Consider the following 20,394-nt stretch of genomic DNA (forward strand, 5'->3'; position numbering starts at 1 on the left):
CCCCGCTCTGCCGTGGTATTGATTCCGTTACATTTTTGGATTCGGAAGACCGTTGCTGTGTGGCACCTTCGAAAACGCGAAACGGAGTCAGTTCGCACACTGATAAGGTTTGGTCGCAAATGGGCCCTCGACGCCGCCGCTTGCTAACCGCCATCGCAAACACAGGCGATCCGTTGCTTGACACTTCCGAAGCATTGGTCACTAATCTGCCAGGCAATTTCGGTCGGAAGCGTGCAGTTTCTGCCGAAAATAAAGAGCAAAGCGCCCCGCTCCGGTCCGGCGTATGTCCGGTCAAGGGAGGGACAGCCACAATTGCCTCCAGGGAGAGAACAATGGATAGACGCCAGACACTCAAGGTGATCGGTGGTGCGGCGGCGATGGCTGGCGTCGGCTTTCCGGGCCTTGCCTTCGCGCAGACTCAGAAGGAAATGGTTACGGTCGTGAAGATCGCAGGCATTCCCTGGTTCAACGCCGTTGAAAAGGGAATTCAGAAAGGCGCGAAGGATTTCAACATCAATGCGACGATGGTTGGCCCGGCGAACGTTGACCCGGCCCAGCAGGTCAAGTTGCTCGAAGACCTGATCGCCAAGAAGGTCGACGTGATCGGCCTCGTGCCGCTCGATGTGAAAGTCTGCGAGCCGGTGCTGAAGCGTGCTCAGGCCGCGGGCATCAAGATCGTCACGCATGAAGGTCCGGAGCAGGAAGGTCGGACTGGAACGTCGAACTAATCGATTCCGTCAAGTTCGGTGAAGTGCAGATGGAGCGCCTCGCCAAGGACCTCGGCGGGGAGGGCGAATATGTGGTGTATGTCGGAACTCTGACGACGCCCCTTCACAACAAGTGGGCCGATGCTGCAATCGCATATCAGAAGAAGAACTTTCCGAAGATGAAGCTCGCGGCTGACCGATTCCCAGGCGCCGACGAGATCGATACGAGCCAACGCACCACACTCGACGTGATCAAGGCCTATCCGGACCTCCGCGGCATCATAGGCTTCGGCTCGAACGGTCCGATTGGCGCTGGCAACGCGGTGCGGCAGCAGCGACTCGGCAAGAAAATCGCTGTCGTGGGGACCGTGCTGCCGAGCCAGGCCAAATCACTTATTATCGAGGGCATCATCCGCGAGGGCTTTCTGTGGAATCCCACGGATGCGGGTTACGCGATGGTTGCAGTCGCAAAACTGATGCTCGACGGCAAGCCGATCACTGACGGTGTCGAGATCCCGGGGCTCGGCAAGGCGGCGGTCGACGTTCCAGGCAAGCAAATCAAGGTCGACAAAATCATGCGGATTAACAAGGAAACCGTCGACGGGCTGATCGCCCAGGGGCTCTAGGACAAATCGCCAGCACGACGCCCACGCGTTGCATTTCCCTTAGGTGTTGATCCGGAAATGCAACGCGTGTTGGATCGCCTCTGCAAGAACAGTTTCACGACGGAACGAGCCCTTGGCGACTTTTTGGAGTTGTCCCGGATTTCGAAGCGCTTTGCCGGTGTGCACGCACTTCGCAATGTTGATCTGGAGCTGGACGTCGGCGAGGTGCATTGCATCGTCGGCGAAAACGGCTCCGGCAAATCGACACTTATCAAGATCATTTCCGGGGTGGAAGAGCCGGAGCGGGGTGGCTCGATCGTAGTCGCCGGCAAGGCTTATCCGAAACTGAACCCGGTACGCTCCACCCAATGCGGCATCCAGGTCATCTACCAGGACCTCTCGCTGTTCCCGAACCTCAATGTCGCCGAGAATATCGCAATGGCCCACCATCTCGGCGGTCTGCACAGGGTTGACTGGCGCGCGCTGAAGTCGGCGGCCAACGCGGCGATGGCGAAGGTCGGGATTGAGCTCGATCCGGACAGAAAGGTCTCCGATCTCAGCATCGCCGGGCGGCAGCTTGTCGCGATCTGCCGCGCCCTAGCGGCCGAGGCCAAACTCCTCATCATGGATGAGCCGACGGCATCGCTTACGAGGCACGAGGTCGACTCCCTTATCAGTCTCGTGAGCGAACTGAAACGTGCAGGCATCTGTATCGTATTCGTGAGCCACCGGCTGGACGAGGTACTCGAGATCGCGGATCGCGTGACGGTGCTGCGGGACGGGGCGAAGGTGGGCACCTTTCCCGCCGACACGATTGACGGCCGCAAGCTTAGCCATCTGATGACCGGACAGGCATTCGATTATCAAGTTCAGGCGCACGACGTTTCCGCAAGCCCTGTCGTGCTCGAGGTCGATAGCCTCTGGCGGGACGGCGACTACCAGGACATCAGCTTTCAATTGCGGGCGGGAGAAGTGGTCGGCCTCACCGGATTGCTTGGCGCGGGCCGAACCGAACTCGCACTGTCGCTGTTCGGGATGAATCCCTCCGATCGAGGCACGATCGCCATCAATGGCTGCCCGGTGACACTGAACAGGAATATCGACGCGATAGACCTGGGCATTGCCTATGTCTCCGAGGACCGGCTCGCCCTTGGGCTCGTCCTGGAGCAGCCGATCTCGGCCAATATCACGCTTACTGTACTGGAACGCCTTGTGGGCAGGTTGGGCCTGATTCGCACGCGTGCGCGACGGGCTCATGTTGCGCGATGGATCTCCGATCTCGCCATCAAGGTGTCGAATCCGGCAAATCCGGTGAAGACCCTTTCAGGCGGCAATCAGCAGCGCGTCGTGCTCGCCAAGTGGATGGCGACGAACCCGCGCGTGTTGATCCTCGATAGTCCGACGGTGGGCGTCGACATAAGTGCGAAGCACGGAATCTACGAAATCATTCGGAGGCTGGCCCGCGAGGGAGTCGCCGTATTAATGATTTCCGACGAGATCCCGGAGGTGCTCTACCATAGCGATCGCGTGCTGGTGATGCGCGAGGGGCGCTTGACTGTGGACGTGCCCGCCGACAAGACATCCGAAGATGCGCTTCGACGGGCCGTCAATGCTTGAATCCTTCGTTGCTTCATCCGCCAGGTTTCGACGTAGTCACGAGTTCTGGCTGCTGATTGTCACCCTCATGCTGTGCGTCGGCCTGAGCGTTGCGAACGGTCAATTCCTGACCATGCAGAACCTGTTTGATCTGCTGACTTCATACGCGTTCGTGGGCATTCTTGCGCTCGGGCTGCTGGTGGTGCGGATCGCCGGCGGGATCGATATTTCGTTCACCGCAACGGCGTCGGTCGCGCAATACGTGGCGCTTGCGGTTGCGAATGCGTACGGCGCGAATTGGCTCACCGTCTGCGCCATGGCCATGGCCATTGGCGCCGCGCTCGGCGCGATTAACGCGGTGCTGATCCAGAAACTTCGCATACCATCTATCATCGTCTCCATTGCGACGCTGAATGTCTTCTACGGACTGCTGATCTTCTTCACGGGCGGCAAATACATTTACTCCCTGCCGGACTGGTTCGCGGCCGGAATATTCTGGTTCGAGTTCGACTGGGGCAAGGACGCGTCATACGGCGTGAACCTGCAGATGCTCGCACTGGCGATCTGCTTTCTCGTGACCTGGCTTCTGCTCAACCGCACCAATATCGGCCGGCAAATCTATGCGATGGGCGGCAATGCGGATGCTGCACGACGGCTCGGCTTCCACATATTCGGCCTCAACATGTTGGTTTATTGCTACATGGGCATCATGGCGGGCGTCGCCTCGCTGGTTCAGGCGCAGCTCGCCCAATCCGTTGCGCCAACCGTGCTGGTAGGCAAGGAGCTCGATGTGGTTGCGGCTGTCGTGCTCGGTGGCGCTAGCCTGATGGGCGGTGTCGGCACTGTTCTCGGTACATTTCTGGGCCTTGCACTGCTTGCCGTGTTGCAGAATGGGCTGATCTTGCTGGGTGTTTCGTCCTATTGGTCGCCGCTTTTTGTCGGCTTCGTGATTCTGGTATCCGTCTCGGTGACGGCGTGGTCGCAGCGCGAGCGGCACGCGAGGGGGGCGGGCGCATGAAGAAGTCACCGGCAGCGTCCCTTGTTGGGCGTCTAACCGGCCTGCTCGGCAGCGGAACGACGGGCACGCTCGCCCCTCTGCTGCTCTTCCTGTGGGGGGCGTTCGCGATTGCCATCGGGGACCGCTTCTTCTCCATCAACACCTTCCAGTCCATGGCCTTGCAGGTGCCGGAGCTCGGCATCCTCTCGCTTGCCATGATGCTGGCCCTGCTGTCAGGGGGGCTCAATCTGTCGATCATCGCGACCGCCAATCTGAGCGGACTGACCATTGCCTACTTGCTGACGCGCTATATTCCGGGCACGGATGGCATCGCATGGATCGGCGTGCAGGTGGCAGCGCTTGCAGCCGGGTTTGTGGTGGCCGCCCTGGTCGGGCTCATCAACGGATTCGTCATTGCCTATCTCGGGGTCTCGCCGATCTTGGCAACGCTCGGCATGATGACGCTCTGCAAGGGGCTTGCGATCGGGCTCACCCATGGCAACGTCATCTCCGGATTTCCCGATCCCATCGTTTTCATCGGTAACGGGACGGTTTTCGGCGTGCCCTTCGCGTTGATCGTCCTTGCGCTCTGTGCCGTGCCGGTCGCCGTCATGCTCAACGCCACGCCATTCGGCGCCAAGGTCTACATGATCGGATTCGAACGAGAAGGCGAACCGCTACTCCGGCGTGGATACCCGCGCGATCATTCTCAAGCTCTATGTCTTTTCGAGTCTGCTCGCCGGTGTCGCGGCGGTCGTCATGCTGGCGCGGTTCAATTCGGCCAACGCGACGTATGGAGAGAGCTATCTGCTCATCTCCATCCTCGCGGCGGTGCTCGGCGGCGTTGATCCCTTTGGCGGATTCGGCAAGGTCGGCGGTCTGATGTTGGCGCTTGTCATCCTGCAGGTGATCTCGTCCGCGTTCAATTTGCTCAATCTCAGTCAGTTCCTCACCCTGGCGATCTGGGGGGGGATCCTGATCGTGGTCGCGGCCATTCCCAACCTTCGCGGCAGGTCGATGGGGTAGCAACAATGACGTCGCCGATGGAAGCCGCCCGCATCGCCGTCTTCGACATCGGCAAGACCAACCTGAAGCTGCTTGTCGCGACCGATGATGGCCAGCCGCTCGAAATACATTCGGTTGCGAACGCTGCGACCACCTCCGGCCCCTACCTTGCCTATGACCTTGCTTGGCTGGAGGAGCGGCTTCTCGATGCTCTCGCCGACGTTGCGCGACGCCATGCGATCGGCGCGGTGATCTCGACGGCGCATGGCTGCGGCGCCGTTCTTGTCGATGGAGACAGGCCCGTTCTCCCGATGATGGACTACGAGGCGGTGCCTCCGCCAGCGATCGATGAAGCCTATGCCAGTATCGCGCCGCCATACGGCGAGGTGTTCTGCGGTATCGGCGCCGGTGCAATACGGCTCGCCAAGCAGCTCCTGTGGCAGGAAAGTGCTTTCCCTGACGAGTTCGCACGCGCAACGGGCTATCTGACCACCGCCCAGTTCTTCGCCGTGCGCTTGGGCGGACGCGCGGCCAGCGAAATCTCCCAGCTCGCGGCCCAGGGGCATATCTGGGACCTGCTCCACCGTCGGCCTTGGTCCGTCATGCGTGAACGCGGCTGGGATCGCCTTCTGCCGGAACTCGTCCCGGCCGGTGCATCGCTAGGAACGGTCTCCGAGGCCGTCGCAAAGCGCACGGGCCTCGCGCGGTCGACCGAGGTCCTGTGCGGTGTGCATGATTCGAATGCAAACCTTTTTCGCTACAAGGCCGCCGGCATGGCCGACGCCTCGATCCTCTCGACCGGCACTTGGATGATTGGCTTTCAACGTGGCCTGGATCTGGATCGGCTCAGCGCCAATGGCGCGATGGTGCTCAACATCGACGTCGATGGCGAGAAGATACCGTCCACGCTCACCATGACCGGGCGCGAATACGACCTGATCCGCAAGGAGGCCGTCGCCGAGGATGCGGCTGTCCTCGATGCGCTCGCGAGTCTTGTGAGGCGAGGAACCCTGGCGCGGCCATCTTTTGTCGGCGATGACGGACTATTCCCCGGTGCCGCCAATCGCGGCTGCATCATCGGCCCGCCTCCCAAAACCGCGGCCGAATGGCAGGGATTGGCGGTGCTTTACGTGGCATTCAGCGCAAATCGTTGTCTGGACGCGCTCGGCAGTTCAAGGCGCATCATCATAGACGGCGGCTTCGCCGGTAACCTGCCCTTTGCCCGCTGCCTCGCCGCCCTGCGTCCATCCCAAGAGATTTTCGTCAGTCAATCCCGGGACGGAACGGCGCTCGGCGCTGCCTTGCTCTGGCGAAGGTCTTCGCGCAACCATCCAGTCACGAGCGTTGTTCTTGAGGCGATTGGGCCGCCCGGCGAGGCTGAGCTCGATCGCCGTCATCTTTCCACTGGATACGAATCGTGGGTTACCCTGTCGGAGCAAGCACCATGACAGACAAACATACCGAACTTCGCCAGGGCATCGTCGATACCTGCCGTGAGATGAACCGGAACGGCCTCAACCAAGGCACATCAGGCAATGTCTCGCATCGGATTCCGGCTGGGATGCTAATCACGCCGACAAGCCTCCGGTACGATTGCATGCGACCGGAGGACATCGTTGCCATGGATTTTGCCGCCAATTACGAGGGTAGGCATCGTCCTTCATCGGAATGGCGTTTTCATCGCGATATTCTGTTGGCGCGAGACGATGTGAATGTGGTGCTCCATACACATTCCACGTTCAGCACCATTCTCGCTGTGCAGGAGCGTGACATACCCTGCTTCCACTATATGGTCGCGGTTGCCGGTGGAAATGATATCCGCTGTGCACCCTACGCGTGCTTTGGTACGCAGGCATTGTCGGACCATGCCGTCAAGGCGCTTGAAAATCGCAGTGCATGCTTGCTGGGCCATCACGGTCTGATCGTAACGGCCCAAACATTTGAAAAGGCGCTCTGGCTGGCTGTGGAGGTGGAGACCCTAGCAAAGATGTATGTCCATGCGCTGGCGATAGGCGAGCCCCCGCGCCTCAGCACGGACGACATGGCCCAAGTCCATGAGCAGATGAGACGCATGAGCTACGGGCAGGCGCCTGATCTTGACGGAGTTGGCGACGTGCCGAGCGAGGTTGCTGGATCGAAACGCGACTTGCGTTCATAGTATTCGAGGCAGGCGGTCGTTATTCTTCTGGGATTCCGCCATCCGGCGCGCTGACGGCTCCAACTCGTGACCCATTTGCGCCGCCCATAAACCAGCAGCATCGTGACTATACCGAGCCGATTGACCAGGTGTCGGCAAAGCCTCGGGCATGTCCATGATCGAGAGAGCGCGATTGAGGAGCATGAGCAGAACGCCCGGGAGAGCGGCCACCGCACCGCAAAGCGAAGAAGATCACGTAACCGGCTGACCGCCGAGGGCGGACTGATAAGCTTTCGAGCAAAGCCTTATCAGTTGGGCGCTCAACGGGCGATGGATACCTGCCTTGTCCCGAATGGCTGACCGTAGCTGCAGCCATTGGAAATCAACTATTCGCCAGAAGCGAAATCTAGAGTTTGGTCGACGGTGCTAATCAGTTGAGAGATCATCGAGCGCTATGCGGGCGTGCTGCGTTCATCTCCTCACCGTGCTATCGCAAATGGCAGAGACGGAAGCAGAGATAGGAAACCTGATCTCCGCCCACGGCGGAAAGTGATCCTAACCCGTTGCCCGCGGGAGCGCGCCCCTAGCCGTAATCTCCGCCGAAAGCTCCTCGATCGTCTTGCGGTGCTCCATCGCCGCTTTACGGATCAGCGCAAAGGCGGCGGGTTCGGCGAGCGCATGCGAATTCATCACCTGGAGGACGGCGGCAAGCACGACGCGGCGAGACTTCAACCGGTTCTCGAGCTTGATAATCTGTTGCTTCAATTCGCTTGTGCGTTCGTTGCGCTCGAATGCCATGACGAGCGCCGCATAGATGCCGGCCGATCGTAACGGCTTTACCAGAAACGAAGCCGGGTCAAGTTCGAGCACCATCTTCAGGCGGCTCGGCGTCTCCGTGCCGAGCAGGGCGATGACAGGTGATCGCGCCAGGAACGCGCGCTGCGCCGGTTGCAGCAAAGGCAGGAATTCGTCATCGATCAGCGACAGATCGGGTGCGAAGTCGACGGGCTCACCCAGCGCCCATGCAACACCCTCGATCCCGAGACGCTCGAACTGGCGTCGCACGATGCTCGCGTCGCGTTCGTCCTTGATGGCGACGAGCGCTTTGCGTCCGCGCAGCGAAAATGAAGACCGTCTGCTCATTTTACAACCCGCAAATGCGGCGCATTCGGCAATGTGCCGGCCGCCGAGGTTTCCCTCGCCGGGCCGACGGCAACGTCGAGCTGCGTCAGGTAAGGATCAGGCTTAACAGGCGCCTCGGCTTCCCAGAAGATATCAAATTGTCCTTGCGGATTGGATACGGCAAGCCGTGGTGTAAGGACGCAATGGTTGTTGCCGCCGTCGATCCACACCGGTCCTTGCGGCGAATTGTAGCGATGTCCCGCCGCGGCGCGCCGCACCTCTGCAATGTCCGACGTGCCCGCGCGCTGCAGTGCGCGCGCCAGCAGATAGACCGCCACATAAGCGGATTGTCCGTCAACGGAGGGGCTGCTGTCCTCGCCATAGCGCGCCTTCCAGCGCGCGACGAAGGCGCGGTTCTCCGGCAGGCGGATGCTCTCGAAATAGGCGGATGACGTGATGCAGCCGGCCGATGCTGGTCCGACGATCGACAATTCCGGCTCGCACAGACTGCAGCTCAACATGGGAATCTCGAGTCCCGCAGCCTTGGTGCCGGCATGGAAGGCCCGAATGAAGTCGTAGCTCGAGCTTCCGACGAGCGTGTTGAACACGATCGGCGGCTTGCGGCGGACGATCTCGTCGACGATGTGGCCGACGGCGCTTTCGCCGAGCTCGAGCAGCCGTTCCGCCAGGATATGGCCATCTGCCGCGCTGACCAATTCCCGGGTGACGCGATTGGTCTCCCATGTCCAGACGTAATTAGAGCCGACGCAGAAGATCTCCCGCGAGAGGTTGTCGAGCACGTAGCGGACGAGGGGCAAGACGTTGTGATTGGGCGAGGCGCCGACATAGATGACGTTGTCGGAGCACTCGAAGCCCTCATAGCGCGCAGGATACCAGAGCAGGCGATCAGTGCGCTCCACAATCGGCAGGACCTGTTTGCGCGACGCCGACGTGTAGCAGCCGATGATGTGCTCGACGCCGACATTGCGGATGAGATCGTCGCAGACCGTATGGTATTCCGAGATGATGCCGTGGGGATCGCGAATATGGGGAACGATCGAGAAATCAAACTCCGTCTGGTTGTTGATCTCGTCGACCGCCATCATCGCGCTCTTGAGGATCTCGCGCCCCATGGCCTGATAGGGGCCGGACTGCGAGCAGATGATGCCAACGGGAACAGACGGTTTTGTCATTGACGACTTTCGGTAGTGCAGCGCGAAGATGAAATCATCTTCGGCGACAACAGTGCAAGTGGCTTGCCGCTTTGCTGCGCAGCACTATCGAAATTTAGGCAGAGAGCATCGTTGACAATGCGATAGGCAGTTACTTAGACTTTTCTCCTACAGGGGCTCCTGTCGAACCTCGCGTGCGCCGATCTGGCCGATGACGTCCAGCTCCTTGCACTAAGTGCTTCGTTCGAGTTCGGACCCTAAGCGATAGATCATAGCCGCGGCATTTAAGCCATTCGTCACCTCATTCGGGAGGGACGGGTGGCTTTTTTCGTTTGCCGCCAGGGAGGCTGGCGATGCGCCGTGTCGCCAGAACGGTGACGCATGCGCGAGTGCGGCGGTGCGTCACGTCGAGTGTGAGGATGAAGAACGATGGCGGCAACGGATCTCCACTATCTCGGGCTCGTCGATGTCGGACAGAAGGTCCAGGCGAAGGATCTGTCACCGGTAGAAGTGACCAAAGCGATGCTCGGGCGGATCGAGAAGCTCGACGGCAAGCTCAAGAGTTTTGCGCATGTGATGGCCGACTCTGCGCTCGCCGATGCCGCCACGGCGGAAAAGGAGATTGCTTCCGGCAGGATCAAGGGGCCGCTTCATGGTGTGCCGGTAGCGGTCAAGGATCTCTGCTGGGCCAAGGGCGCCCCAGCGGCGCATGGCATGACTATTCATCGCGATTTCCGTCCCACCGAGGACGCAACGGTGGTTGCGCGGTTGAAGGATGCCGGTGCGATCATCCTCGGCAAGCTGCAGCAGACCGAGGGCGCCTACGCCGACCATCATGCGAAGATCGATCCGCCCAAGAACCCGTGGAACGCGGAGCTCTGGCCCGGCGCATCCTCAAGCGGCTCAGGCGTCGCAACCGCGGCGGGCCTTTGCTTCGGTTCGCTAGGCACCGATACCGGCGGATCAATCCGCTTTCCGTCCGCGGCCAACGGCGTCACCGGGCTCAAGCCGACCTGGGGACGTGTCAGCCGCTACGGTGCGTTCGAGCTGGCGGCGACGCTGGATCATATCGGCCCGATGGCGCGGAGCGCGGTCGATTGCGGCGCGATCCTCGGTGTGATCGCGGGCCAGGACCCCAAGGACACCACGTCGGTTCCACTGCCGGTGCCCGATTATCTCGCAAGACTGTCCGGCGGCCTGCGCGGCGTGACGATTGGTGTCGACCGGCGCTGGACCAGCGAAGGCACCGATGGCGACGCCGCCAAGGTGTTGACCGAGGGGTTGCGGGTGGCGGCTGATCTCGGCGCGAAGATCAAGGAAATCAATTTCCCAGATCCCAAGGCGGTCATCGACGACTGGTTCCCGCTTTGCGGTATCGAGGTCGCGGTCGCGCACGAGGACACCTATCCTGCGCGCAAGGACGAGTACGGTCCGGCGCTCGCGGCCCTGCTCGATCTCGGCCGGCAACAATCCGGCATGGACTATCAAAAGATCGTGCTCCGGCGCGAAGCGTTTCGCGGCGCTGTGCGTGCGCTGTTCGAGACGGTCGATCTCCTCGTGATCCCGGCCCAGGCGTTCGCGGCGCCGACGCTGGCCAAGATGGCGGCGCTTGGTGAGGACGCCTCGCTGATTGGAGCCCTGCTCCGCTTTACGTGCCCGTTCGATATGACGGGAAGTCCGACCGTGACGTTGCCTGGGGGCTTCGCGGCAAATGGCGGCCCGGTCGGCTTCCAGTTCGTCGGCCGTCATTTCGATGAGGCCGGCCTCGTTCGCGCGGGCGATGCGTTCCAGCGCGTCACCGACTGGCACAAGCGTCATCCCGCGATTTGAGCCGAGGAGCCGATCTCATGTCTGAAGACTGGTTGAAGACATCCATCATGGCCAAGCGCGCCGTCGCCAAGGGTGCGACCGGTGCGACCCATAGCCTTACGATCGAGCAGCAGGGGGACTTCCACTACGTCTACGGTCCCTATGCCAAGCCGACCCTGTCGATCGACCCCGGCGGTGTGGTCGTCGTCGAGACTGAAGACGCCTTCGGCGGAGTGCTGACCAAGGAGACAGACAGTCCCACCGCCAAGCTGAATTTCCCCTATCTCAACCCGCAATGCGGTCCGATCGCGGTAAAGGGCGCCAGGAAGGGCGATTGTCTCGCGATCTACATCCGCGATGTCGAGACCCGGGGCGAACAGCCGGCCGGCACAACCTGCATCATTCCGGAGTTCGGCGGACTGGTCGGGACCGGTTCGACGGCGCTGCTCAATCCGCCGCTGCCGGAGCGCGTGAAGAAGCTGCATGTCGACAGGAACGGCGTGCGCTGGAACGACAAGCTCACGCTGCCCTACGAGCCGTTCATCGGCACCATCGGAGTTTCTCCGGAGATTGAGGCGATCTCTTCGCTACAGCCGGACTATCACGGCGGCAACATGGACCTCCCCGACGTCGCGCCTGGCGCAATCATCTATTTCCCGGTGCATACCGACGGCGGGATGCTCTACGTCGGCGACTGCCACGCGACGCAAGGCGATGGCGAGCTCTCCGGCGTGGCGCTGGAGCAGCGCGCGACCGTCACACTGCAAGTCGACCTGATCAAGAACTGGAGCTTCGCCTGGCCGCGGCTTGAGACGAAGGACTTCATCATGACGATCGGCAGCGCGCGTCCGCTCGAGGACGCCGCGCGCATAGCCTATCGCGAACTGGTGCGGTGGATGGCGGCCGATTACGGCTTCGACGAGATCGACGCCTACATGCTGCTCAGCCAGGCCGGCCGCATGCGCCTCGGCAACATGGTCGACCCCAAATACACGATGGGGGCGTCCATCCTGAAGAATTATCTCAAGCCATGACAATCAGCCGCTTTCATTAGAGAGGACATCACGATGGATTCGGGACGCAAGTTACGGACGATTTTGCTCGGCGCTATGCTCGGGACGGCGGCGTCGATGAGTATTGCTCGCGCCGCGGAGCCACCGCTGAAGGTCGGCCTGCTCGAGGACGTGTCCGGCGATCTTGCCTTCATGGGCATGCCGAAGCTGCACGGCTCGCAACTCGCCGTCGAGGAGATCAACAAGGGCGGCGGCATCTTGGGGCGGCAGATCGAGCTGATCCACCTCGATCCGCAGGGTGACAACGCACGCTATCAGGAATTCGGTCGGCGCCTGCTCAATCGCGACAAGGTCGACGTGCTGATCGGCGGCATCACCTCGGCCTCGCGAGAGGCGTTGCGTCCGATCGTCGATCGCACCACGACGCCGTATTTTTACACTAATCAGTACGAGGGTGGCGTCTGCGACGCCAGCATGGTCAGCATGGGGGCGGTGCCCGAGCAGCAGTTCTCGACTCTCATTCCCTGGATGGTCGAGAAGTTCGGCAAGAAGGTCTATGTCATCGCGGCCGATTACAATTTCGGTCAGATCTCGGCGGAGTGGAATCGCAAGATCATGAAGGACCTGGGAGGCGAGGTCGTCGGCGAGGAGTTCATCCCGCTTGGCGTGTCGCAGTTCGCGCAGACCATCCAGAACATCCAGAAGGCCAAGCCCGACTGGCTGCTGACGATCAACGTCGGCGCCGCACAGGATTCTTTCTTCGAGCAGGCGGCCGCGGCCAATCTCAACCTGCCGATGGGCTCGTCGATCAAGGTCATGCTCGGCTTCGAGCACAAGCGATTTAAGCCGCCTGCGCTCAACAACATGCACGCGACCGCGAACTGGTTCGAGGAGATCGATACGCCGGAAGCGAATGACTTCAAGAAGCGATGGCACGCCAAGTTCCCGGATGAACTTTACATCAACGATATGGGCTATAACGCCTACAACGCGCTCTACATGTACAAGGCGCTCGTCGAGAAGGCGAAGTCGACCAAACTCGAGGACATGCGCAAAGTGATCGCTGCGGGCGATGCCTGCATCGACGCGCCAGAGGGCAAGGTCTGCATCGATCCAAAGAGTCAGCACACGTCGCACCGCATGCGCCTGATCTCCGTCGGGCCCCAACACGAGGTGACCGTGGAGAAGGACTACGGGGTGATCCAGCCCTATTGGCTTAGCCAGATCGGTTGCGATCTCACCAAGAAGAACGACAAGGATCAGTATACGCCAAGCCATCTACCCAACAAGTCGTGACGCCGGCAAGCCGGATCTTGCTCGCGATGGGTACGACCATATCAGAACAGGCCGGCGCCGCGATGATGCGGCGCCGCCATCAAGGGGATTAAAATGTCGGCTGAATTGTTCTCGCTGTTCTATCAGTTCGCCGACGTCTTCGCGTTCCTCATTCTCTCGGCCGCAGGCCTCGCCATCGTGTTCGGCATGATGGGTGTCATCAACATGGCGCATGGCGAATTCATCATGTGCGGCGCCTATGTGACTGTTGGCTTGGTGAATCTGGGCGTGCCGCTTGCGATTGCCCAGATACTGGCCGCGGTGACCGCCGGGCTCATCGGTGTCCTCGTTGAATTCCTCGTCGTGCGGCGGTTCTACAAGCGCCCCCTGGATTCACTGCTCGCGACCTGGGGACTGAGCCTGATCGTGACGCAGTCGATGCTCTTGATCGTTGGCTCCGCCGTGCGTGGCATCGGGACGCCCGAGGGCAGCTTCGCGATTGGCGGCTACACGTTCTCGACCTACCGTCTCGTGCTGTTTGGCTGCGCGGTGGCGGTTCTGGCCGGTCTCTACATCATCTTCATGAAGACGCGTTTTGGCGTCGTCGCCCGCGCAACCATGCAGAATGCGGCGATGGCCAAGGCGCTGGGCGCGCGCACGGGCCGCATCTATGCGATCAGCTTCGGGATCGGAACCGGCCTTGCCGGGCTTTGCGGGGCGCTTTACGCGCCGACCATAACGCTGATCCCGACCATGGGTGCGACCTTCGTGGTCGAGAGTTTTGTCACCGTCGTGATCGGCGGAGCGAACGTGCTGCTCGGAACGGCGCCGGCAGCGGTGTTCCTGGCAATGATCCGGATGGCGCTCAATGCGAGCTACGGCCAGATTATCGGACAGATCGGTATGCTGGTGGCCGTCATCCTGATCATCCGGGTGCTGCCCGAAGGGCTCTCCAGCGTGCTGGATCGTCGTGGGCGCTAAAGGGAACTGTGATGTTCAAGCTGCTCGAAGGCCCACAGACGCTCGGACGCGGCAAGCTGTTCTGGTCGTGCTTCCTGGTCGTGCTCGCGGGCGCGCTGGCCTATCCTTTGTTTGCCGATTCCTATGACGTCGGCAATTTCGCCTACTTCCTGATCTGGATCTTCATGGCGCTCGGCCTGTGCCTGATGTGGGGCTATGGCGGCATGTTGTCGTTCGGCCAGACGCTGTTCTTCGGTATCGCCGGTTACGCCTACGGCGTGCTCGCGATCAACATGGGTGGCGGCACCGCGACGATCGCCGCGCTCGTGCTCTCTGTCGTCCTGGCGATGATCGCGGCCGGCATCCTCGGCTATTTCATGATCTGGGGCGGGATCAACGGCATCTTCTTCGGCATCGTGACGCTGTCCGCGACGTTGGTGCTGGCTTTCTTCCTCGGACAGACGGCCGGACCGGAATGGCATATCGGGCCGGCGCGGTTGAACGGCTTCAACGGCATGAAGGGCATGGACCCGCTGACGGTCGGCGACTTCTACATCGAGGGCTCGGCGCTCTATTACGTCATGGTCGCGCTGATCGTGATCGTCTACCTCGCGCTGCGGATGCTGGTGAACTCGGGCATCGGCAACGTCATCGTGGCGACGCGGGAGAATCCGCAGCGAGCGGAGATGCTGGGTTACGACGTTCGGAAATATCAGCTGCTGACCTTCGTGATCGGCAGCGGTCTCGCAGGCCTCAGCGGCGCGCTGTACACGTCCTGGGGTCAGTTCATCACGCCGTCCAGCATCGGCTTGCCGGCAGCCGCGATGCCCATCGTGTGGGTGGCGTTCTCCGGGCGCAGCGATCTGACCGCGACGTTGGTCGGGTCGTTCCTGCTGCTGTTCGGCTTTCAGACCATCACGGTCTACAGCCAGCAGGCGGCGCTGCTGCTGATGGGAGCGCTGCTGCTCGCGACCGTGATGCTGGCGCCTCAGGGCTTCGTGCTCGGCATCGGCAAGCTCGCCGCCGACTGGTGGCAGGGACGCCGGCGACGCGGCGACGTCGTGAGCGAGGCCGGCCGCTTGCAACCGGAAGAGTCCTGATCATGTCGCTGGTCGAAGTCAAAGGCGTCTCGAAGCGCTTCGGCGGATTGACTGCCGTCTCCGGCGTCGACCTCACGGTCAACGCCGGGGAGATCCACTGCCTGATCGGCCCCAACGGTGCCGGCAAGAGCACACTGTTCAAGCTGATCGTCGGCCTCTATCCGCCCACCGAGGGCAGTATCCTGTTCGACACCGTCGATATCACGGCCGAGCGGCCCTACGCGCGCGTGCAGCGGGGCATGAGCATCAAGATGCAGGCCCCGAGCGTGTTCAAGGAACTGCCTGTCCGCCAGAACATCCAGACGGCGCTGCAGGAGCGATTGTCCGGCTCGGAACGCATTGCCGAGGAAGATCGCCTGCTGACGCTGCTCAACCTCGCGCCGGATAGCGACAAGCTCGCGGGCGCGCTGTCGCATGGCCAGCAGCAATGGCTCGAGATCGGGATGGCGCTGGCGTTGAAGCCGCAGCTCTTGCTGCTAGACGAGCCGACCGCGGGCATGTCGCCCGAGGAAACCTTCAGGACCGGCGAACTAATCAGGTCGTTCAATGCCGAGGGAATGACGGTGCTCGTGGTCGAGCATGACATGGCCTTCGTCCGCCAGGTCGCCCAGCGCGTCACGGTGCTGCATCTCGGCCGGATTTTTGCGCGCGGTACGCTCGAAAGCATCCTGCAGGACGAGAAGGTCGCGGAAATCTATCTGGGTAAGACCCATGCTCACTAATGTTTCGTCCCCTGAGCGGATTATCGACGTTGCCGAGTTATGGGCGGGGTACGGAGCGACGCCGATCCTGCAGGGCGTCACCATGTCGGTCTCGCGCGGCGAGATCGTCGGCGTGATCGGCCGCAACGGCGTCGGCAAATCGACACTGATGCGCTGTTTGATCGGCCTGCTGCAAACCTGGCGCGGGACGATCCGCTTCATGGGGCAGGACGTCACGGCGCTAGAAGCCGACGCACGGGCGCGGGCGGGCTTTGGCTACATCCCGCAAGGGCGCGATGTGTTTCCGCAAATGACCGTCGAGGAGAACCTTCAGGTCGGCGAGCTGATCGGCGGCCCCGCCGGCAAGAAGTTGCCGGAGCTGGTCTATGAGTATTTTCCGCGGCTGAAGGAGCGCCGGCGGCAGGCCGCGGGCACCATGTCGGGCGGTGAGCAACAGCAGCTCGCCATCGGCCGCGCGCTGATCGGCAATCCGTCGCTGATGATCCTGGATGAGCCCTCCGAGGGCATCCAGCCGTCGATCGTCCAGCACATCTGCGAGGCGCTCCGGTCGTTTCGCAACGAGCTCGGAACCACCATCATCTTCGTCGAGCAGAACCTCGACACGATCCTGGCGATCGCCGAGCGCTGCTACATCATGGAGAAGGGCAAGATTACGCGGTCGCTCGCAGGCGGCGAGGTCAACGAAGACAACGTGCGCGAACATCTTCTGCTCTGAACCGCCTCGGGCGTGCTTTCAAGTCGTCAATAGGGAGGGAATGAACATGGATCTCGGACTTAAGGGAGCAAAGGTTCTCGTCACCGGCAGCACCAAGGGCATCGGTAGGGCGATCGCCGACACCTTCGCGGCGGAAGGGGCCAATGTCGGAATCTGCGCGCGCAACCAGGCGGACGTCGACGGCGCCGTCACCGCGATCAAGGCGAAGGGCGTCGCCGCGTTCGGCAGTTCGGTCGACGTCTCCAATGGTCCGGCGCTCAAGGCCTGGGTGGAGGATATGGCCTCCAAGCTCGGCGGCATCGACATCGTCGTCGCCAATGTCAGCGCCCTGTCGATCGGGCAGGACGAGGAGAGCTGGGAGAAGGAGTTCTCCACCGACATGATGGGCACGGTGCGGCTGGTCAATGCCGCGATGCCTTATCTGGAGAAGAGCAAGGCCGCTGCGATCGTCACCATCTCCAGCGTGTCGGGCCGCGAGGTCGATTTCGCCAGCGGTCCCTACGGCACGTTCAAGGCCGCGATCATCCACTACACGCAAGGGCTCGCCTTTCAGCTGGCCGGCAAGGGCATCCGCGCCAACTCGGTGTCGCCCGGCAACACCTATTTCGAGGGTGGTGTCTGGAATCAGATCAAGGAAGGCAATCCCGAGCTGTACAAGACCGCGTTGGCGCTGAATCCGACCGGCCGCATGGGTACGCCGCAGGAAATGGCGAATGGCGCGGTGTTCCTTGCCAGCAAGGCGGCGAGCTTCATCACCGGGACCAATCTCGTGGTCGATGGTGCGCTCACGCGAGGGGTGCAGTTCTAGGCGCATCCGGAGCCGCGCCGTTACGAGACCGGGTCGTCGCGGCGCCGGTGAGCGAAGCCGTTTCCCGACAACAACAGGGCTGTCAGATGTCAGCAGATCCAATTCACTACAAGTCGATCACAGAGCTCTCGGAGCTGTTCCGCCGCGGTGAGCTGCTGCCCTCGAAGGTAACCGAGGCCATGCTGAGCCGAATCGCCAAGCTCGATGGCAAATTCCACGGCTATGCGCTCGTCCTCGCTGAGCGCGCCATGACGCGGGCGAAGCGCTGCGACGCCGAGCTGGCCAGGGGCATCTGGCGCGGACCGCTGCACGGCGTGCCGATCGGGCTGAAGGACCTCTGCTACACGACTTTTGCGCCGACGGCCGGTGGCACCACGACCCACGCGAAGTTCATTCCGTCCTTCAACGCCACGATCGTGGATCGGCTGGAGCAGGCCGGCGCCGTCACGCTCGGCAAGTTGAAGATGACCGAGGGGGCCTACACCAGCCATCACCCGAACGATCAGGCACCGCTCAACCCCTGGGGCGTCGATTACTGGGTGGGCTCGTCCTCGAGCGGATCGGGCGTGGCGACGTCGGCGGGGCTCTGCTTCGGCTCGATCGGCAGCGACACCGGCGGCTCGATCCGGTTTCCGTCGGCTACTTGCGGGCTGACCGGGATCAAGCCGACTTGGGGACGCGTCAGCCGCCACGGCGTCTTTCCTTTGGCCGACTCGCTCGACCATGTTGGGCCGATGTGCCGGAGCGCGGCCGATGCGGCCGCGATGCTCGGCGTCATCGCCGGCGCAGATGTCAACGATCCCACCGCGCTGCAGGCGCCGGTGCCGAACTATCTCGCAGGGATCGGCGACGGTGTCCGGGGTTTGCGGATTGGCGTCGACCGCAGCTACACCCAGGACGGAATCGATCCGCAGGTGGTCGCCGCGTTGCTGGAAGCCGAGCGGACGCTCGCGGCGCTCGGGGCCGATATCCGGGAGGTCAAATTCCCGGCCTACGAGAAGCTCGTGAGCATGTGGATTCCGATGTGTTCGATCGAGACCGCGGAGGCGCATCTCGAAACTTATCCCGCGCGGAAGTCGGAATACGGCCCGGACCTGGCGCAGCTGATCGAGCAGGGCAGGTCGGTGAGCGGCGTCGAGATCGCACAGATCCATCACGAGCGGCTGAAATTCTGCGGCAGCCTGGCCGCCCTTTTTGGCAATATCGACCTGCTGTTGATCCCCACCATGCCCGTGCCGATCCCGACGCTGACCAGGATGGGCGAGTACGGCGCCGATCCGAACGTGCTGCTCAGCATCCTGCGCTTCACGGCAGTGTTCGACTTCTCGGGCAGTCCGACCATCACGCTGCCGAATGGCGTGGCGTCGGACGGCCTGCCGCTCAGCATGCAGCTCGTCGGCCCGCATCTGTCCGAGGATGTGCTCGCCCGCGCCGGGCATGCTTTTCAATCAGTGACGGATTGGCATACGCGGCGCGCTTCCATTGAATAAATGATCCTGGAATGGTGGCGAAGCTCTCGCTGAATGCCACCCTCGTTCGCAGCAAGGCAGTTGCTTGACTGGCAAGGAAAACCGATAAAGCTTATCAGTCTGTGGACGAGCGTAAGGGCGCTGCTAGACAGGATTTAACTATTGTAACAGTCCAGTTGAGCTGCACCCGGTTCGGTTGACACCCGCTTAAGCTAATCCAGCCTGCCGCTCGAACTTCATAGGGCTCAAATATCCGATCATCGAGTGCCGACGTTTCGGATTGTTGAAGCGCTCAATATAATCGAAGACGTCGGCCTTGGCATCGTCCCTCGTTCGATACATTTTGCGCGCAGTCCGCTCTGTCTTCAATGACGAGAAGAAGCTCTCCATCGCGGCGTTGTCCCAGACGTTGCCGGACCGGCTCATCGAACAGACAACGCCGTGATCGGCCATCAACCGCTGGAACTGCTCGCTGGTGTATTGGCTGCCACGGTCGGAATGATGCAGCAGCGCATCCGGTTTGCCGCGTCGCCAGATCGCTATATCATCATGCGGTTCCCACTTCCACATATGTTAGGAGCAACTCCGCTCGTCTCGAGAGCGGCTCGGCGCATCATTCAAAGTATCCGGCGCGCGTCAGCATTATCGCCAACGGCTGTCGCTGCTGAGGCCGTGGCTTGGCTGCCGGGGGGTACTGCAACCGTTAAGGACAATGGGTAAGGACTGATCTGACGAGACTCATGGTCGCAGACCACCAAAAGGATATCGCCGAGTACAAGAAGGCATCAAAAAGTAAAGATGCTGCCGGAGAGTATGCGTCCGGCCAAATAGATACATTGCAAAAGCATCTGGACGCCGCAAAATCGTTGAAGGCCGGTCACTAATCCACACCTGATCCGCTCGGCAGGATCTCGGCAAGGCAACTTCACGATGGCCTCCTTCATGGAGACGCGCGAAGACTACTTGGTCCGCCTCTCTAGTGCGTAAAGCTGAACTGATGAAAAGTATTCAGCTCAGTTGCGTTGAGGTCGTGATGAGTATTTCCGATTGATCTTTCAGGGTGCTTTGCACCAAGTATCGCAGTGACCTTGCCCCCTGGACTTAATCCAGATTGAAGTTCGCTCTGGCCCATATGAGGACCAGAGCATGAAGCGCAGCCGCTTTACGGAAGAGCAGATCATC

The 20,394-nt window shown here is 61.4% G+C and carries 16 protein-coding genes and 3 pseudogenes; 16 read left to right on the top strand and 3 right to left on the bottom strand.

The window, feature by feature from the left end:
- Positions 1-332: 332 nt before the first annotated feature.
- From IVA78_RS13825 to IVA78_RS13850, 7 genes and pseudogenes are all read left to right on the top strand, one after another.
- Positions 333-1,333 (top strand): annotated as a pseudogene (locus IVA78_RS13825) (autoinducer 2 ABC transporter substrate-binding protein).
- Positions 1,334-1,402: 69 nt separating this feature from the next.
- Positions 1,403-2,929: a sugar ABC transporter ATP-binding protein gene (locus IVA78_RS13830; RefSeq protein ID WP_247465854.1), complete on the top strand. Its 1,527-nt coding sequence runs from the start codon at positions 1,403-1,405 to the stop codon at positions 2,927-2,929.
- Positions 2,922-3,926 (top strand): ABC transporter permease, encoded by a 1,005-nt coding sequence (locus IVA78_RS13835; RefSeq protein WP_247465857.1) that lies wholly within the window; start codon positions 2,922-2,924, stop codon positions 3,924-3,926. Before IVA78_RS13830 ends, IVA78_RS13835 begins: the two co-directional genes overlap by 8 nt.
- Before the next feature lie 197 nt (positions 3,927-4,123).
- Positions 4,124-4,501, top strand: a pseudogene (locus tag IVA78_RS34300) (ABC transporter permease); the annotation flags it as partial.
- Between the two features lie 91 nt (positions 4,502-4,592).
- Positions 4,593-4,931 carry a hypothetical protein gene (locus IVA78_RS34305; protein WP_346275301.1) on the top strand — a complete coding sequence of 113 codons (339 nt, stop codon included), beginning with the start codon at positions 4,593-4,595 and terminating at the stop codon, positions 4,929-4,931.
- 5 nt (positions 4,932-4,936) lie between these two features.
- Complete coding sequence (locus tag IVA78_RS13845) at positions 4,937-6,358, top strand: FGGY family carbohydrate kinase (RefSeq protein ID WP_247465802.1); 1,422 nt, start codon at positions 4,937-4,939, stop codon at positions 6,356-6,358.
- On the top strand, positions 6,355-7,068 hold the full coding sequence (locus IVA78_RS13850) for a class II aldolase/adducin family protein (protein ID WP_247465805.1): 714 nt from the start codon (positions 6,355-6,357) through the stop codon (positions 7,066-7,068). Before IVA78_RS13845 ends, IVA78_RS13850 begins: the two co-directional genes overlap by 4 nt.
- Before the next feature lie 534 nt (positions 7,069-7,602).
- On the opposite strand, the gene IVA78_RS13855 is transcribed toward IVA78_RS13850, so the two are convergent.
- On the bottom strand, positions 7,603-8,190 hold the full coding sequence (locus IVA78_RS13855) for an ANTAR domain-containing protein (RefSeq protein ID WP_018457374.1): 588 nt from the start codon (positions 8,188-8,190) through the stop codon (positions 7,603-7,605).
- Entirely contained in the window at positions 8,187-9,362 is a 1,176-nt protein-coding gene (locus tag IVA78_RS13860; protein WP_247465808.1) for a transporter substrate-binding domain-containing protein, read from the bottom strand. The genes IVA78_RS13855 and IVA78_RS13860 overlap by 4 nt, the downstream gene beginning before the upstream one ends.
- Positions 9,363-9,770: 408 nt before the next feature.
- Here IVA78_RS13860 and IVA78_RS13865 point away from each other — a divergent pair, with 408 nt between their 5' ends.
- The 9 genes from IVA78_RS13865 (at position 9,771) to IVA78_RS13905 (ending at position 19,233) form a co-directional block, all read left to right on the top strand.
- The gene (locus IVA78_RS13865; protein WP_247465809.1) at positions 9,771-11,171 is read left to right on the top strand and encodes an amidase; all 1,401 of its coding nucleotides are present in this window, start codon (positions 9,771-9,773) and stop codon (positions 11,169-11,171) included.
- Between the two features lie 17 nt (positions 11,172-11,188).
- Complete coding sequence (locus IVA78_RS13870) at positions 11,189-12,184, top strand: acetamidase/formamidase family protein (protein ID WP_247465812.1); 996 nt, start codon at positions 11,189-11,191, stop codon at positions 12,182-12,184.
- Positions 12,185-12,259: 75 nt separating this feature from the next.
- The gene (locus IVA78_RS13875; protein WP_247465860.1) at positions 12,260-13,459 is read left to right on the top strand and encodes an urea ABC transporter substrate-binding protein; all 1,200 of its coding nucleotides are present in this window, start codon (positions 12,260-12,262) and stop codon (positions 13,457-13,459) included.
- A 93-nt stretch (positions 13,460-13,552) separates the two neighbouring features.
- A complete protein-coding gene (locus IVA78_RS13880) occupies positions 13,553-14,419 on the top strand; it encodes a branched-chain amino acid ABC transporter permease (RefSeq protein ID WP_247465815.1) in 867 nt (288 codons plus the stop codon).
- An 11-nt stretch (positions 14,420-14,430) separates the two neighbouring features.
- Positions 14,431-15,498 (top strand): branched-chain amino acid ABC transporter permease, encoded by a 1,068-nt coding sequence (locus IVA78_RS13885; RefSeq protein WP_247465818.1) that lies wholly within the window; start codon positions 14,431-14,433, stop codon positions 15,496-15,498.
- Positions 15,499-15,500: 2 nt separating this feature from the next.
- The gene (locus IVA78_RS13890; RefSeq protein WP_247465820.1) at positions 15,501-16,220 is read left to right on the top strand and encodes an ABC transporter ATP-binding protein; all 720 of its coding nucleotides are present in this window, start codon (positions 15,501-15,503) and stop codon (positions 16,218-16,220) included.
- A complete protein-coding gene (locus IVA78_RS13895; protein ID WP_247465823.1) occupies positions 16,210-16,935 on the top strand; it encodes an ABC transporter ATP-binding protein in 726 nt (241 codons plus the stop codon). Before IVA78_RS13890 ends, IVA78_RS13895 begins: the two co-directional genes overlap by 11 nt.
- Positions 16,936-16,981: 46 nt before the next feature.
- Positions 16,982-17,743, top strand: coding sequence for an SDR family NAD(P)-dependent oxidoreductase (locus tag IVA78_RS13900; protein ID WP_247465826.1), 762 nt, complete (start codon positions 16,982-16,984; stop codon positions 17,741-17,743).
- A gap of 86 nt (positions 17,744-17,829) precedes the next feature.
- Positions 17,830-19,233 (top strand): amidase, encoded by a 1,404-nt coding sequence (locus IVA78_RS13905; RefSeq protein WP_247465845.1) that lies wholly within the window; start codon positions 17,830-17,832, stop codon positions 19,231-19,233.
- A 186-nt stretch (positions 19,234-19,419) separates the two neighbouring features.
- On the opposite strand, the pseudogene IVA78_RS13910 reads toward IVA78_RS13905, so the two are convergent.
- A pseudogene (locus tag IVA78_RS13910) lies at positions 19,420-19,755 on the bottom strand (IS3 family transposase); the annotation flags it as partial.
- Positions 19,756-20,394 lie beyond the last annotated feature (639 nt).

Source organism: Bradyrhizobium sp. 137, from assembly GCF_023074095.1.
Taxonomy (GTDB): domain Bacteria; phylum Pseudomonadota; class Alphaproteobacteria; order Rhizobiales; family Xanthobacteraceae; genus Bradyrhizobium.

Coding starts and splice junctions, on each gene's coding strand:
- IVA78_RS13895 (WP_247465823.1), top strand. CDS start 16,210: ATGCTCACTAATGTTTCGTCCCCTGAGCGGATTATCGACGTTGCCGAG.
- IVA78_RS13850 (WP_247465805.1), top strand. CDS start 6,355: ATGACAGACAAACATACCGAACTTCGCCAGGGCATCGTCGATACCTGC.
- IVA78_RS13845 (WP_247465802.1), top strand. CDS start 4,937: ATGACGTCGCCGATGGAAGCCGCCCGCATCGCCGTCTTCGACATCGGC.
- IVA78_RS13860 (WP_247465808.1), bottom strand. CDS start 9,362: ATGACAAAACCGTCTGTTCCCGTTGGCATCATCTGCTCGCAGTCCGGC.
- IVA78_RS13905 (WP_247465845.1), top strand. CDS start 17,830: ATGTCAGCAGATCCAATTCACTACAAGTCGATCACAGAGCTCTCGGAG.
- IVA78_RS13880 (WP_247465815.1), top strand. CDS start 13,553: ATGTCGGCTGAATTGTTCTCGCTGTTCTATCAGTTCGCCGACGTCTTC.
- IVA78_RS13855 (WP_018457374.1), bottom strand. CDS start 8,190: ATGAGCAGACGGTCTTCATTTTCGCTGCGCGGACGCAAAGCGCTCGTC.
- IVA78_RS13890 (WP_247465820.1), top strand. CDS start 15,501: ATGTCGCTGGTCGAAGTCAAAGGCGTCTCGAAGCGCTTCGGCGGATTG.
- IVA78_RS13835 (WP_247465857.1), top strand. CDS start 2,922: ATGCTTGAATCCTTCGTTGCTTCATCCGCCAGGTTTCGACGTAGTCAC.
- IVA78_RS13865 (WP_247465809.1), top strand. CDS start 9,771: ATGGCGGCAACGGATCTCCACTATCTCGGGCTCGTCGATGTCGGACAG.
- IVA78_RS13885 (WP_247465818.1), top strand. CDS start 14,431: ATGTTCAAGCTGCTCGAAGGCCCACAGACGCTCGGACGCGGCAAGCTG.
- IVA78_RS13870 (WP_247465812.1), top strand. CDS start 11,189: ATGTCTGAAGACTGGTTGAAGACATCCATCATGGCCAAGCGCGCCGTC.
- IVA78_RS13900 (WP_247465826.1), top strand. CDS start 16,982: ATGGATCTCGGACTTAAGGGAGCAAAGGTTCTCGTCACCGGCAGCACC.
- IVA78_RS13875 (WP_247465860.1), top strand. CDS start 12,260: ATGCTCGGGACGGCGGCGTCGATGAGTATTGCTCGCGCCGCGGAGCCA.